Source organism: Parvibium lacunae (assembly GCF_003335215.1).
Taxonomy (GTDB): Bacteria; Pseudomonadota; Gammaproteobacteria; order Burkholderiales; family Burkholderiaceae_D; genus Parvibium; species Parvibium lacunae.
Genome location: NZ_QPGB01000001.1, coordinates 143,941 through 157,174, shown reverse-complemented (window position 1 = coordinate 157,174; position 13,234 = coordinate 143,941). Strand labels below are relative to the sequence as shown.

Below are 13,234 nucleotides of genomic sequence, written 5' to 3'. Positions count from 1 at the left end.
ACCTAACTACTAGGCTTACATTGTACTGCGGCAGCGGCCTTTTTGCAGGGCGATTCTGTTTAAGTAACAGTCAGGCCCCCAGATGCTCGCCGCCCGTTTCATCGCTTAGGCAGACTCGTAACGCTTCAAATGACGTCCAAGAATAAACGTTTCTGCCGATTTATCGCGTGAGGCCTTTGGCTTACGTGGCGCAACCACAGCAAACTGTGCTTTAAATTGCTGCACAATTTGGCTGTAACCACTGCCATGAAAAGCTTTGACCAGCAAGGCGCCATTCGGTTTCAAGTGCATTTGCGCAAATTCCAGCGCCAGCTCACAGATATGTTCCATCCGTGCGGCATCGGCCACACCTACCCCCGACAAGTTGGGGGCCATATCGGAAAGTACAAGGTCTACTTTTTCACCACCGACCATTTCATTGAGCTGCTCCAGGACCGAATCTTCCCGAAAATCACCCTGTAGAAAGGTCACGCCTGCAATCTCGGCCATCGGCAAAATATCCATCGCAATAATTCGACCATTGATCTGGCCCCCTGGCCCTGCGAGTTTTTCGCGCACGACTTGGCTCCAACTGCCGGGGGCAGAGCCCAAATCCACGATTGTCATTCCGGGCTTGATGAGTTTGTCTTGCTCATCAATTTCTTTTAGCTTGAAGGCCGCTCGGGCGCGATAGCCCTGGGCTTGCGCCATTTTGACGTAGGGGTCATTGATATGGTCATGTAACCAGGATTTATTGAATTTATGTTTTTTTGACATGCTGTGTGCGGCGTAATCTGTGTTTCCCTAAGCCTGAATAAACTGGGATAATACGGGTAATTGATAAGAAAGAGTGATTATGCCTGCTTTAGTGTTAACTTCCGCCGAGCGCAGTGAGCTTCGTTCACATGCGCACGCCCTCAACCCCGTTGTTCTGATCGGTGCCGATGGCCTGACCCCTGCGGTGATGAAAGAAATCGACCGCGCGCTCAAATCGCATGGCCTGATTAAAGTACGGGTTTTCGGCGACGAACGCGAAGCCCGCATTGCGATTTACGAAGAAATTTGCGACACCCTGAATGCAGCACCCATTCAACACATTGGCAAGCTACTCGTTATTTTCCGCCCTACCGCTGAATCTGCTGCCACCGAAGAGCGCGCCCCGCGTGCCTTAGAGCGCAAACTGCAGCAAACTCGTCGCACTGCTAGCAGCACCCCAAATAGCAAAAGCTACGGTGACAAAGCCGTGAGTCCTCGCGCCAAAATGCGCAAAGGGGGACTGATTCAATTAAAAAAACGATCAGTGGATAAATCGAATAGTGGTCGAGTCAAACAGGTTCGGCAAAAAAGCGCCAAAAAGAGCGCTTTAGGCTAGGGAAACCCTGAATTAAGGGTTCAGCCTGATAAAGTGAGTACGCCACAACAAAGATAACCCCAACCCCAGTTGCAGCAAATAGATTAGGGTAGAGGCACCGTGCAATACACCAAACTGCTGCCGTAAGGCTTCGGGGGCTTGTGCAACCGAACCGCCCAGTGCAGCCGCTTGCTCACGCAGCGCAACGATTGCCGGCTGTAAGCCAAACAACTGCAACGCCGCCAAGATGGCAATCATTAAACAGGCATAGTCGGTGTAACGGGGGTAACGACTCACCGATGGCTGCACACGCCAGAAGTACGCTGTATAAAACAATCCAAACCCCAGCGACAACCAAGCTTCAATATAAAAAAAGCGCCCTGCTAGCGTACCGGCCAACACACGGTCGGGCAAGGTGGCGAAAAGGATCGGGGCGACAATCACGCCAATGGTGAACAGGCTGCCAATCCATAAAACAAAGGCCACTTGCAGTAGCCTTTGTAGATGCATTTGAAATTTGGTGTGGTTACTCATTAGCCTTGAACACCAATGTAAATTTCAATGCCTTCAGGGGATTCATAGCGCTCAAAATCACTCACATACGCACGCTGAATTTGTGGGTTGGCCTGAAAATATTGCCAAATCGCCATCCAGGTTGAAATCACCACCTGCGGACACGGGCCGGGCGCAGCGAATTTGAGGTAAGTGCCAGCGGCAATCGTCGCACTCGCTGTCTCACTACTTGCGGCACTCACAGCACGCCCTGCAATCAGGGAATAAGCGCCATTTGCGTCGGACTCAAAATCGGCATATACGCCATATACGGGGGAATCGGCCACCACTTGCGGAATCCGGTTGTAATGCCCTTCGCTCATAAACCGCCCCCAGAGCGCGGGGATTTTAGCGGTGAGCGGGTTCATCTCTTGCGCGTTAGTCGTGCGCGTTTGAATACCGGCGACAACAAAGGATTCAACTTGAACTTTTTCGGGTTGCATACCCTCTCCCCAATTTGCATGTGGCGACTAAATGTACTTCACATCCAGAATTTCGTACTCACGTACGCCACCAGGGGTTTGAATCTCGACCACATCACCGGCAAATTTACCAATCATCCCACGCGCAATTGGCGAGTTCACGGAAATTTTGCCTTGTTTGATATCAGCCTCATCATCCCCAACGATCTGATAAGTGGCTTTATCACCGGACTCCAGTTCTTCCATCTCCACCGTCGCCGCAAACACCACGCGACCATCGGCATCCAAACTTTTTGCATCAATAATTTGTGCGTTAGAGAGTTTACCTTCCAGCTCTTGAATTCGGCCTTCAATAAAACCTTGGCGCTCTTTCGCAGCATCGTACTCGGCGTTTTCAGATAAATCGCCTTGCGCACGGGCCTCCGCAATCGCGTTGATCACGCTCGGACGATCCACCGTTTTCAAGCGATGCAATTCTTCTTTCAATAATTCAGCACCGCGCACGGTAATAGGAATGGTAGACATAGACTTAACCTACAAAAACAAAGTAGAAATAAAAAGCCCCGGTTCGTTACCAGGGCAAATCATGAATGGATCACATTATAAGGGTGATTTTTGATAAAGAACAAGCAGGCCAAGTGGCATGCTTTAACTCATCAAACACGACCTTCTGAAACAACAATAGCAGAAATGATTTTGGCTCAGTCTCGAATCAACAAGTCAATTAAAACGGGGTGGGCTAGGCGTGCCGACGAAGATAGTACATTAGTACAGCAAGGCGGCACAACACCGCCCACCGCGTTTTTAGTGGCTTGTTAGAGTGAAGCGTGCAGCGCTTGAACGCTATACACATCCATCTCATTCATGTGATGAATCCCCACCACCGCGGCTTTCGCCCCGGCAATGGTGGTATACACCGGCACCTTCGCGCCGAGCGCGCTGGTGCGGATAGAACGAGAATCAGTAATGGCGTTACGCTTTTCTTCCACGGTGTTAATGACCAAGGCGATGTCGCCATTCTTGATCATATCCACCACATGTGGACGACCTTCGGTGACTTTGTTCACGGCTTGCACGGGTACGCCAGCCGCTTCAATCGCGGCGGCAGTGCCACGGGTTGCCACGAGCTTAAAGCCCGCAGCATGCAGCTCTTGCGCGACTTCGACGGCCTTGGGTTTATCGCCACTCTTCACGCTGATAAACACAGTGCCATCGGCAGGCAATTTCACGCCAGCGCCCAGTTGCGATTTGATAAAGGCTTCGCCAAAGGTTTTACCCACGCCCATGACTTCACCGGTGGATTTCATCTCAGGGCCGAGAATCGTATCCACACCGGGGAATTTCACAAATGGGAATACCGCTTCTTTGACGGAATAGTATTCAGGGCGCACTTCCGCTTTGATGCCTTGACTATCCAAGCTTTGACCCGCCATACAACGTGCAGCAATCTTGGCGAGTTGTAAGCCAGTGGCTTTGGACACATACGGCACGGTGCGTGAAGCGCGGGGGTTCACTTCCAGCACAAACACGGTATCGACACCGTCGTTCTGCTGAACCGCAAACTGCACGTTCATCAAACCACGCACATTCAGGGCTTTAGCCATGGCTGCGGTTTGGCGACGGATTTCATCTTGCGTAGTTTCGGAGAGCGAGTACGGTGGCAAGGAACAAGCCGAGTCACCGGAGTGCACGCCTGCTTGTTCGATGTGTTCCATCACGCCACCGATAAAGACGCGTTCGCCATCGAAAATACAATCCACATCGACTTCAATCGCATCGTTCAAGAAACGGTCGAGCAACACAGGAGAATCGTTCGACACTTTCACCGCTTCGCGCATGTAGCGCTCTAAGTCGCGTTGTTCGTGGACGATTTCCATCGCACGGCCACCCAGCACATAGCTAGGACGGACAACCAAGGGGTAACCAATTTCTTGGGCCAGTGCAATCGCTTCGGCTTCGGCACGTGCGGTACGGTTCGGGGGCTGACGCAGGCCGAGTTCTTGCAGCAGTTTTTGGAAACGCTCGCGGTCTTCCGCAATATCAATGCTTTCTGGCGAAGTACCAATAATCGGTACGCCGTTAGCTTCCAAGGCTTTCGCGAGTTTCAGTGGGGTTTGGCCACCGTACTGCACGATGACACCGAGAGGCTTTTCTTTTTCAACGATTTCCAGCACGTCTTCCAGTGTCAGTGGCTCGAAGTACAGACGGTCAGACGTGTCGTAGTCAGTCGAAACAGTTTCCGGGTTGCAATTGACCATGATGGTTTCATAACCATCTTCACGCAGCGCCAACGCGGCATGCACACAGCAGTAGTCAAACTCAATGCCTTGGCCAATCCGGTTCGGGCCACCGCCCAGTACCATGATTTTTTTCTTGTCGGTTGGGACAGCTTCGCACTCTTCTTCATAGGTGGAGTAGAGATACGCGGTGTTCGTGGCAAACTCCGCCGCGCAGGTATCCACGCGCTTGTACACGGGGCGCACATTGAGCGCATGGCGCTGTTTGCGTACCTCGGCTTCATTGGTTTTCAGCAAGTAAGCCAAGCGACGATCGGAGAAACCTTTGCGTTTCAGTTCGCGCAGGGTGTTCGCATCAATCTGGCTCAAGCTCATTTTTTCGAGCGCGAGTTCGATGTTCACAATCTCTTGAATTTGCACCAGGAACCAGTTGTCGATCTTGGTCAGGTTATGCACTTCTTCCAAGCTCATGCCCTGGGCAAAGGCATCGCCCACGTACCAGATGCGCTCGGGGCCAGGCTCACCCAACTCTTTTTCCAGCACTTCACGGTCTTGGGTTTTTTCATTCAGGCCATCCACGCCGACTTCCAAGCCGCGCAGGGCTTTCAGGAAAGATTCCTGGAAGGTGCGGCCAATCGCCATCACTTCGCCTACCGATTTCATTTGTGTGGTGAGGCGGCTATCGGCTTGCGGGAATTTCTCAAAGGCAAAACGGGGCACTTTGGTGACCACATAATCGATGGTCGGCTCAAACGAAGCGGGCGTCGCACCCCCGGTAATTTCGTTACGCAACTCGTCCAAGGTGTAACCCACGGCAAGTTTGGCAGCAACTTTCGCAATCGGGAAGCCGGTCGCCTTGGAAGCCAAGGCAGATGAACGAGATACCCGTGGGTTCATCTCAATCACAATCACGCGGCCATCTTTAGGATTGATGGAGAACTGCACATTAGAACCGCCGGTGTCCACACCAATTTCACGTAGCACCGCAATCGACGCGTTACGCAGAATTTGGTATTCCTTATCGGTCAGTGTTTGTGCGGGAGCAACGGTAATCGAGTCACCGGTGTGCACGCCCATCGGGTCTAAGTTTTCAATCGAGCAAACGATAATGCAGTTGTCTTTGGTGTCGCGCACCACTTCCATCTCGTACTCTTTCCAACCGAGTAACGATTCTTCAATCAACAACTCATTGGTGGGCGATAAATCGAGGCCACGCTTGCAGATGGTTTCAAACTCTTCGTAGTTGTACGCAATACCACCACCCGAACCACCGAGTGTAAAACTGGGGCGAATCACCGCTGGGAAGCCTACCGTTTTTTGCACGGCCAGCGCTTCTTCCATGGTGTGTGCAATGCCAGAGCGGGCCGAACCGAGACCAATTTTGGTCATGGCATCTTTAAACTTCATGCGGTCTTCGGCTTTATCAATCGCCTCAGGCGACGCGCCAATCAGTTCGCAACCGTATTTTTCTAACACGCCATGCTTGTGTAAATCTAGCGCGCAGTTCAGTGCGGTTTGGCCACCCATGGTCGGTAGAATCGCATCGGGACGCTCTTTGGCAATGATGCGCTCAACCACTTGCCAGGTAATCGGCTCAATGTAAGTAACATCGGCCGTTTCAGGGTCGGTCATGATCGTGGCCGGATTGCTGTTGACCAAAATCACTTTGTAGCCTTCTTGCTTCAAAGCTTTACAGGCTTGCGCACCGGAGTAATCAAACTCACAGGCTTGGCCGATGATGATGGGGCCGGCCCCAATAATCAGAATACTTTTAATATCATTACGTTTTGGCATGGTTTCCTACGATTCTTTGAACTTTTATTCCAAGGTGGCTGCAGCCAGTTTGGCACCGAAGCCTAAAAATACACACCCAACGCCTGCATTTAAGCTGGCAGAGAGCCGCTGACGACGACGAAAGGCATTGGCCAAGCGCGCACCAGCAATAATCACAACGGTTAAGTACATTGCACTGAAGAGTTGCACAATTCCGCCTAGCGCCAGGAAGGTCAACCCTGGATGAGGATACGCAGGATCAACGAATTGCACGAAAAAGGACACAAAAAACAAAATCGCTTTGGGGTTCATGAGACTGATTAACAGCGCCCGTGTAAATGGCTGTCGCATATCCGCTGACTCCATGCGAGGCAAGGCAACAGTAGGCGCGTGTGACCAGCTGCGCCAGGCGCGTCGCAGCATGCCTAGACCAAGCCAAGCCAAATAGCCCGCCCCTGCATACTTGACCAGCGCAAACAGGGCGGGAAAAGTTTTCAATATGCCGGCCGCACCGATCACAGTCAGCAGCATTAAGATGGTGTCACCCACGAAGATGCCACAGGCGCCAGCAAACCCTAGCTTAACCCCGCGTTGCGCAGCAACCGAGAGCACATACATGGAGTTTGGCCCCGGCAGTAAAATAATCACTATCGTGCCCAAAACATACGTGTAGAGATCGGTGATACCAAACATACGCGGATGTCCTTTGCCTAACGTGATATTGCCTGCATGGCCTGAATAAAGCGATCAAACAAGTAGGCAATATCATGGGGCCCCGGGCTGGCTTCCGGGTGCCCCTGGAAACAGAACGCCGGACGGTCGGTACGCGCTAAGCCTTGAATCGAACCATCAAACAACGACTTGTGCGTGATCCGCAGGTTCGCAGGTAAGTGATCAGGATTCACCGCAAAGCCATGGTTTTGGCTGGTGATGAGCACTTGCTGCGTATCCAAATCTTGCACCGGATGGTTGGCACCGTGGTGACCAAACTTCATCTTCAGCGTTTTCGCACCGGAGGCCAAGGCCATTAACTGGTGGCCCAAACAAATGCCAAACACGGGAATCTTGGTGGTATCGAGAATGGTGCGAATCGCGTTGATCGCATAATCGCAAGGTTCAGGATCGCCGGGGCCATTAGAAAGGAATACCCCATCCGGTTTTAAAGCCAAGGCTTGTTCAGCCGTGGCTTGCGCGGGCAGCACGGTCACTTTACAGCCCCGGCTGGCGAGCATACGCAAGATGTTACGCTTCACGCCGTAATCAAATGCGACCACGTGGAATTTAGGATTGCTCAATTGACCGTAGCCTGCGCCGAGCGTCCATTCGGTTTCGGTCCATTCGTAGGACTGCGTGCAGCTCACGACTTTGGCCAAATCCATCCCGGCCAAGCCAGGGAAGCCTTGCGCGAGGGCAATCGCTTTTTCTGCATCGTCGCCAACCAAAATGCAGCCATTCTGCGCGCCTTTTTCACGCAGAATACGGGTGAGTTTGCGAGTATCAATCCCCGCAATCGCCACGATGTTTTGCGCTTTCAGGTACGCATCCAACGTTTGGGTGCAACGGAAATTGGAAGTGAGCAAGGGTAAATCGCGAATGACTAAACCCGCTGCATGGACCTTGATGGCTTGGGGACGATTAGATTCACCGTCCTCTTCATTGATGCCGACATTGCCGATATGCGGGTAAGTAAGGGTGACGATTTGTTGGGAATAGCTGGGATCGGTCAGAATTTCCTGATAGCCCGTGATGGCAGTGTTAAACACCACCTCACCGACAGTCTGGCCTGTGGCCCCTATGGAAAAACCGTGAAATACCGTTCCGTCTGCTAAAGCCAACATTGCTTTGACTTTTGTTGAGGCATTAAAAAAAGACGGCAACAAAGTAAACTCCTGGATTATGATTTTGCTTGATCGTAGATCGATTGGGGCGTGAGCATGGGAACTTGAGCACAACACTCACAAGCCATGCCCGCCTCGCTCAGGATACGTGCAGATAAACCTTTGAATTATAACAGAATATGACCCTTACCGCGTCCCCACCCGCTACCGCGCTTTCTTTACTAGATCAACTTAAACAGCTGACAACCGTTGTCGCAGATACCGGTGATTTTCAGTTGATGCAACGCTATCAACCGCAAGATGCAACGACCAATCCTTCCCTGATTCTCAAGGCTGCACAAAAACCCGAATATCGGGCGCTGGTTGATAAGGTGAAACAAGATTATCCCCATGTCGGCGTCGAAGGCTGGATTGATCACCTCTTGGTTACTTTTGGCTATGAGATCCTGCGCATCATCCCCGGTCGGGTCTCTACCGAGGTGGATGCACGGCTATCGTTTGATACGCAAGCCACCTTGGCTAAAGCACGTCAATTAATCAAGCTGTATGAGCAGGCAGGGGTATCGCGTGACCGCGTGCTTATCAAAATTGCAGCAACCTGGGAAGGGATTCAAGCAGCGCGGCAACTCGAACAAGAAGGCATTCATTGCAACCTGACGCTACTCTTTTCTCTGGGGCAAGCTGTAGCCTGTGCGGATGCCCAAGTCACTTTGATTTCGCCCTTTGTCGGCCGTATTTTGGATTGGTATAAAAAGAACACCGGACAAGATTACCCGCCAGAAACAGATCCTGGCGTGTTGTCAGTGCGGGAAATTTTCACCTATTTCAAAGCCTATGGTTATAAAACGGAAATCATGGGCGCCAGTTTTCGTCACACCGGACAAATTCTAGCTTTAGCGGGATGTGATCTACTCACCATCAGCCCGGAGTTACTCGAACAACTGCAAAGTACTAGCGGTCAAGTAACTCGCCAACTGGATATGACTACCGCAGCAACAATACCAACAGTGAAGCGGCCTGCTAAAGTCGCTGTCGATGAAGCAAGTTTTCGTTATCAGTTGAATCAAAACGCCATGGCGAGTGAAAAACTGGCAGAGGGCATCCGCGCTTTTGTGGCTGACACAGAAAAACTAGCCACTTTGCTCGCAGCCTAGGTCACGGGCGAAGCCCGCGCCTAGTGTCTTGCGCAGACGGATGACTTAAGCGGCAGCAACAGCCGCCTCAATTTGTGCGAAGGTTTGCGCGCCAGATTCGACGTTAACATGCATATTCAATTGACGACCGATTTGCGCCGCTGAAAAGAGTCCGCGCAATACGTTCGCTGCTCCATCCATCTCGGTCACCAGCAAATAGTGGACAGCTAGCGCTTGCAAAGTTTGAATAATGTGACCGACTTCAGCGGTTTCCACGGCACTCATACTGATGGTTTGTAATTCACTGGCTGGACGCATGACATCACGCACGGTTAACTCGTTAAACTTCACGCCCCGCTCCTGCACCATTTGCATGGGTTTCTCGCCCATCACATCATAAGCGGTCACCAGCCCCAGGATTTGATTTTTTCCGTCTGCGACAATGAGAGACTTCACACCAGCCATAATCATGGCTTTGTGACACTGCTCTATTTGCGCATCAGCTTGGATCGTCACTGGCGGGATGTTATGAAAATCAGTCATCACCTTGGTCGCAGGTGAATTCAAGCCAACCTGTTTAGGGGCGTATACGCCGTCACGAACACAAGCCTGAACGGCCTGCACACTTTGCGTTTGTAATGATTTGAATTGGGGCATGCTCTCTTCCTCCACAGTAATTTATCTCGGCAGCCGCTATTGGGCCTAAGTTTTTTTACGGCAGAGGAGATTAAAACTTGACCTGGTTTTGGCAGAGAAAACGCCTTATTTGCGCTAAAAGTCGGCGAGTTCAGTTTCAAACTAACCAGTTGATGTGTCGCAGATCGGTATTTTTCAGAGCCAGAATCAAAGCTTCCAAGGCAGCTTGGCGGGTAAAACTGCGACGCCAGACAAGGGCTACACGACGTGCCGGGACGGGCTCTTTGAAGGGCAAATAGCGCAACAAAGAATCGCCACCACTCACTTCACGCGAACGGTCATCGGCACTCACCGCCAGTTGGGGCAATACGGTGACCCCGATCCCTGCAGCGACCATGTGCCGAATCGTTTCTAATGAGCTTCCTTCAAAGGTTTTTTGAATGCCTTCTGTGGTTTGCGAATAGCGCGCCAACTCTGGGCACACCTCAAGCACGTTGTCTCGAAAGCAATGTCCGGCCCCCAACAGCAGCATTGTTTCATTCTTCAATTCATTTGCATTAATTGCAGCCTGCGGCGCGCGCTGAGCCCAAGGGTGGTGGCGGCTGACGGCAACCATGAAAGGCTCATCGTAGAGCTCGCGAACTTCTAAGCCTGCGTCAGTAATCGGCAACGCCAACAGGGCTGCATCAATCTCGCCCTGGCGCAACAGCTCTAACAGCTTGTGGGTAAAATTTTCTTGCAACAACAGGGGCATGTCGGGATGCTGTGCAATCATGATTTTCATCAGTGCGGGCAAGAGATAGGGACCGATGGTATAAATGACCCCCAGACGTAACGGCCCGATTAACGGATCTGCTCCCTGTTTTGCCAGCTCTTTAAGGGCTGCCGTCTCTTCCAACACCCGCTGCGCCTGGGCAATAATGGCCTGGCCCAAGAGGGTGACACTAACTTCGTTATTTCCACGCTCAAACAGCTGGACACCCAATTCGTCTTCAAGTTTTTTGACCGCCACAGAGAGCGTTGGCTGACTGACAAAACAAGCCTCCGCCGCTCGACCGAAGTGGCGTTCACGTGCAACTGCAACGATATATTTTAATTCCGTTAGTGTCATACCCAATTTTTTCAGCGCCAGCGTCACTGCTAGCATCACCGCAGCTGATATCCGGCGATGCAGAGAATCTATTGATTTTGTAAAACGAATAGCCAAATTGCACAACAATTAAGCATGTAGAAGTTTAGCGCGATTGGGTAGCCAGCGGTCAAGGTGTAATTGCACAGCATCTGGATATTCAGCCACCATTGTTGCGGCAACGTGACGGGCAAGCTCAAGCAAAGACTGATCCTGGGTCAAATCGGCATAGCGAAGATAGGGCACCCCTGCCTGACGCCAGCCTAGAAATTCACCAGGCCCACGAATGAGAAGGTCTTGATTGGCGATTTCAAAGCCATCTTGAAACTCATACAAAGTTCGCAACCGTGCTTTTGCTTGCTCGCCCAGCGGGCTTTCGTACAACAAAACGCAAACACTGGCGTGTTCGCCGCGCCCTACCCGTCCTCGCAACTGGTGTAACTGGGCCAGCCCAAATCGCTCCGCATGCTCAATCACCATCAAAGTGGCATTAGGGACATCAACGCCAACCTCAATCACCGTCGTGGCAACCAGCACCGCGAGTTGATTCGCCTGGAAGGCCTGCATCACCGCCGCTTTCTCTGGCAAACTCATGCGACCATGCAGCAAGCCGACAGTCAATGTAGGAAAACGCGCTGCTAACTCAGCCTGCGTGGCAAGGGCGGTCTGTAGGTCAAGATGCTCACTCTCTTCAATCAAGGGACAAACCCAGTAAACTTGACGCCCTACCTCAACCTCACGTTGAATGTGCTGTAGCACGGCCTCTCGACGGCTCGACTCAATCAATTTAGTCACAATCGGCTGCCTACCTGGGGGCAATTCATCCAACGTCGATACATCAAAATCGGCATATAAAGTCATCGCAAGCGTCCGCGGGATCGGGGTTGCTGTCATCAATAGTTGATGCACAAATAAACCATCGGGGCGGGTCAACCAATGCATGCGCTGGGCCACCCCGAAGCGATGCTGCTCATCAATGACGTTCAAGCCCAAGTTATGGAAAACCACCCCCTGCTGAATCAGGGCGTGGGTGCCAATCACCGCATGGTAATCGCCAGAAGCAATTGCTGCGAGCGTTAGCTGACGCTCTTTTTTGCTGATACTGGCGCTCAACCAGGCCAATCGCACACCCAAGGGCGCGAGCCAGCTCGACAATTTTTGATAATGCTGTTCGGCCAGAATTTCTGTGGGTGCCATTAAGGCCGCTTGATACCCTGCCGCAATGACTTGCAACATTGCCATGGCCGCCACCACTGTTTTGCCACTGCCCACATCGCCTTGCAACAGCCGCGTCATTGGTTGAGTCTGAGTTAAATCCTGATGAATCTCAGTCGATACCCGCTGTTGTGCCTGGGTTAAGCGAAAGGGTAACTGCTCAAGGAATTGCCTAACCAATAAATGCGGCCCCTGACAGGCGGGCGCCTGCTGTGCTGTCCGTTGCACGCGAGCTTGCTGTAGCGAAAGCTGTTGGGCTAACAACTCATCGAATTTCACCCGCTGCCATGCGGGATGATCGCGGTTTGATAACTGCGCAAGGGATATAGAAACGGGTGGCTGATGCAAGATCGACAAGGCTTGCGGCAGAGGTAATAAGCCATTTTTTTTCAGAATAGCCGGTGGCAACGTATCGGGATAAGCGGATAGGTGTTGCGCCAAAGCCTGCTCAATCAGACGGCACAGGCGGGTTTGACCCAAGCCAGCGGTAGTTGGATAAATCGGGGTCAAATGGCTTGGCAAAGGCGCATTGCTGACTTGCTCGGCATCACCCGCCAGCAGAATTTGGGGATGGATTAACTCAAAGTGCCCTGCTTGCGCGGGAAAGGCCAATCTCAACTCGCCGTGTAGGCGAATATGGCGCCCCACTGCCAGCTGCTTTTGCTGGCTTGGATAGAAATACAAAAAACGTAACTGTAAGCTAGGCACCAGAGGAGGCGAAAATGCCCCTGATTCCTCTGATGAAGCAGGGAGCAATGGCTGGACCTGAACAATTAACTGTCGCTTAGGTTTGTAGTGAATCTGCGATGCAATGACCACACCTTGTACCTGCACACTGACGCCCGCGCCCCAAGCAGAAAAAGGCGTTAATTCGGTGAAGTCAGCATAGCGCAGAGGCAGATGCAAGAGTAAATCCTGCGGTGTCGTGATCCCCAGTTTTTCTAGAAGCGCGTCAAGAGTAGCCACAGC

12 protein-coding genes are annotated in these 13,234 nt (G+C 51.9%); 2 read left to right on the top strand and 10 right to left on the bottom strand.

Going from position 1 to position 13,234, the window contains the following annotated elements:
• Nucleotides 1-105 precede the first annotated feature (105 nt).
• Nucleotides 106-756, bottom strand: a complete 651-nt coding sequence (locus DU000_RS00730; RefSeq protein ID WP_114401449.1) for an RlmE family RNA methyltransferase — start codon at nucleotides 754-756, stop codon at nucleotides 106-108.
• A 79-nt stretch (nucleotides 757-835) separates the two neighbouring features.
• Between DU000_RS00730 and yhbY the strand changes: the two genes are divergently transcribed.
• A complete protein-coding gene (yhbY, locus tag DU000_RS12905) occupies nucleotides 836-1,351 on the top strand; it encodes a ribosome assembly RNA-binding protein YhbY (RefSeq protein WP_240001749.1) in 516 nt (171 codons plus the stop codon).
• A 12-nt stretch (nucleotides 1,352-1,363) separates the two neighbouring features.
• Here the strand turns inward: yhbY and DU000_RS00720 are convergent, their stop codons facing one another.
• The 6 genes from DU000_RS00720 to carA form a co-directional block, all read right to left on the bottom strand.
• Nucleotides 1,364-1,816 (bottom strand): DUF4149 domain-containing protein, encoded by a 453-nt coding sequence (locus DU000_RS00720; protein ID WP_240001748.1) that lies wholly within the window; start codon nucleotides 1,814-1,816, stop codon nucleotides 1,364-1,366.
• A 47-nt stretch (nucleotides 1,817-1,863) separates the two neighbouring features.
• Nucleotides 1,864-2,325: a GyrI-like domain-containing protein gene (locus DU000_RS00715; RefSeq protein ID WP_114401448.1), complete on the bottom strand. Its 462-nt coding sequence runs from the start codon at nucleotides 2,323-2,325 to the stop codon at nucleotides 1,864-1,866.
• A gap of 27 nt (nucleotides 2,326-2,352) precedes the next feature.
• A complete protein-coding gene (greA, locus tag DU000_RS00710; RefSeq protein WP_114401447.1) occupies nucleotides 2,353-2,829 on the bottom strand; it encodes a transcription elongation factor GreA in 477 nt (158 codons plus the stop codon).
• A 290-nt stretch (nucleotides 2,830-3,119) separates the two neighbouring features.
• Complete coding sequence (carB, locus tag DU000_RS00705) at nucleotides 3,120-6,335, bottom strand: carbamoyl-phosphate synthase large subunit (protein WP_114401446.1); 3,216 nt, start codon at nucleotides 6,333-6,335, stop codon at nucleotides 3,120-3,122.
• A gap of 24 nt (nucleotides 6,336-6,359) precedes the next feature.
• On the bottom strand, nucleotides 6,360-7,007 hold the full coding sequence (leuE, locus tag DU000_RS00700) for a leucine efflux protein LeuE (RefSeq protein WP_114401445.1): 648 nt from the start codon (nucleotides 7,005-7,007) through the stop codon (nucleotides 6,360-6,362).
• Between the two features lie 17 nt (nucleotides 7,008-7,024).
• Complete coding sequence (carA, locus tag DU000_RS00695) at nucleotides 7,025-8,194, bottom strand: glutamine-hydrolyzing carbamoyl-phosphate synthase small subunit (RefSeq protein ID WP_420812086.1); 1,170 nt, start codon at nucleotides 8,192-8,194, stop codon at nucleotides 7,025-7,027.
• 137 nt (nucleotides 8,195-8,331) lie between these two features.
• On the opposite strand from carA, the gene tal reads away from it, so the two are divergent.
• The gene (gene tal, locus DU000_RS00690) at nucleotides 8,332-9,306 is read left to right on the top strand and encodes a transaldolase (protein ID WP_114401444.1); all 975 of its coding nucleotides are present in this window, start codon (nucleotides 8,332-8,334) and stop codon (nucleotides 9,304-9,306) included.
• A 45-nt stretch (nucleotides 9,307-9,351) separates the two neighbouring features.
• Here the strand turns inward: tal and DU000_RS00685 are convergent, their stop codons facing one another.
• The 3 genes from DU000_RS00685 to recG form a co-directional block, all read right to left on the bottom strand.
• On the bottom strand, nucleotides 9,352-9,942 hold the full coding sequence (locus tag DU000_RS00685; RefSeq protein ID WP_114401443.1) for a CBS domain-containing protein: 591 nt from the start codon (nucleotides 9,940-9,942) through the stop codon (nucleotides 9,352-9,354).
• Nucleotides 9,943-10,078: 136 nt separating this feature from the next.
• Nucleotides 10,079-11,032, bottom strand: coding sequence for a LysR substrate-binding domain-containing protein (locus tag DU000_RS00680; RefSeq protein WP_114402036.1), 954 nt, complete (start codon nucleotides 11,030-11,032; stop codon nucleotides 10,079-10,081).
• 108 nt (nucleotides 11,033-11,140) lie between these two features.
• Complete coding sequence (recG, locus tag DU000_RS00675) at nucleotides 11,141-13,231, bottom strand: ATP-dependent DNA helicase RecG (RefSeq protein WP_114401442.1); 2,091 nt, start codon at nucleotides 13,229-13,231, stop codon at nucleotides 11,141-11,143.
• Between the last annotated feature and the right edge of the window lie 3 nt (nucleotides 13,232-13,234).

Excerpts from the sequence above, each read along its gene's own strand:
- DU000_RS00730 (WP_114401449.1), bottom strand. The coding sequence starts at position 756 with ATGTCAAAAAAACATAAATTCAATAAATCCTGGTTACATGACCATATC.
- yhbY (WP_240001749.1), top strand. The coding sequence starts at position 836 with ATGCCTGCTTTAGTGTTAACTTCCGCCGAGCGCAGTGAGCTTCGTTCA.
- DU000_RS00715 (WP_114401448.1), bottom strand. The coding sequence starts at position 2,325 with ATGCAACCCGAAAAAGTTCAAGTTGAATCCTTTGTTGTCGCCGGTATT.
- greA (WP_114401447.1), bottom strand. The coding sequence starts at position 2,829 with ATGTCTACCATTCCTATTACCGTGCGCGGTGCTGAATTATTGAAAGAA.
- carB (WP_114401446.1), bottom strand. The coding sequence starts at position 6,335 with ATGCCAAAACGTAATGATATTAAAAGTATTCTGATTATTGGGGCCGGC.
- leuE (WP_114401445.1), bottom strand. The coding sequence starts at position 7,007 with ATGTTTGGTATCACCGATCTCTACACGTATGTTTTGGGCACGATAGTG.
- tal (WP_114401444.1), top strand. The coding sequence starts at position 8,332 with ATGACCCTTACCGCGTCCCCACCCGCTACCGCGCTTTCTTTACTAGAT.
- DU000_RS00685 (WP_114401443.1), bottom strand. The coding sequence starts at position 9,942 with ATGCCCCAATTCAAATCATTACAAACGCAAAGTGTGCAGGCCGTTCAG.
- DU000_RS00680 (WP_114402036.1), bottom strand. The coding sequence starts at position 11,032 with ATGACACTAACGGAATTAAAATATATCGTTGCAGTTGCACGTGAACGC.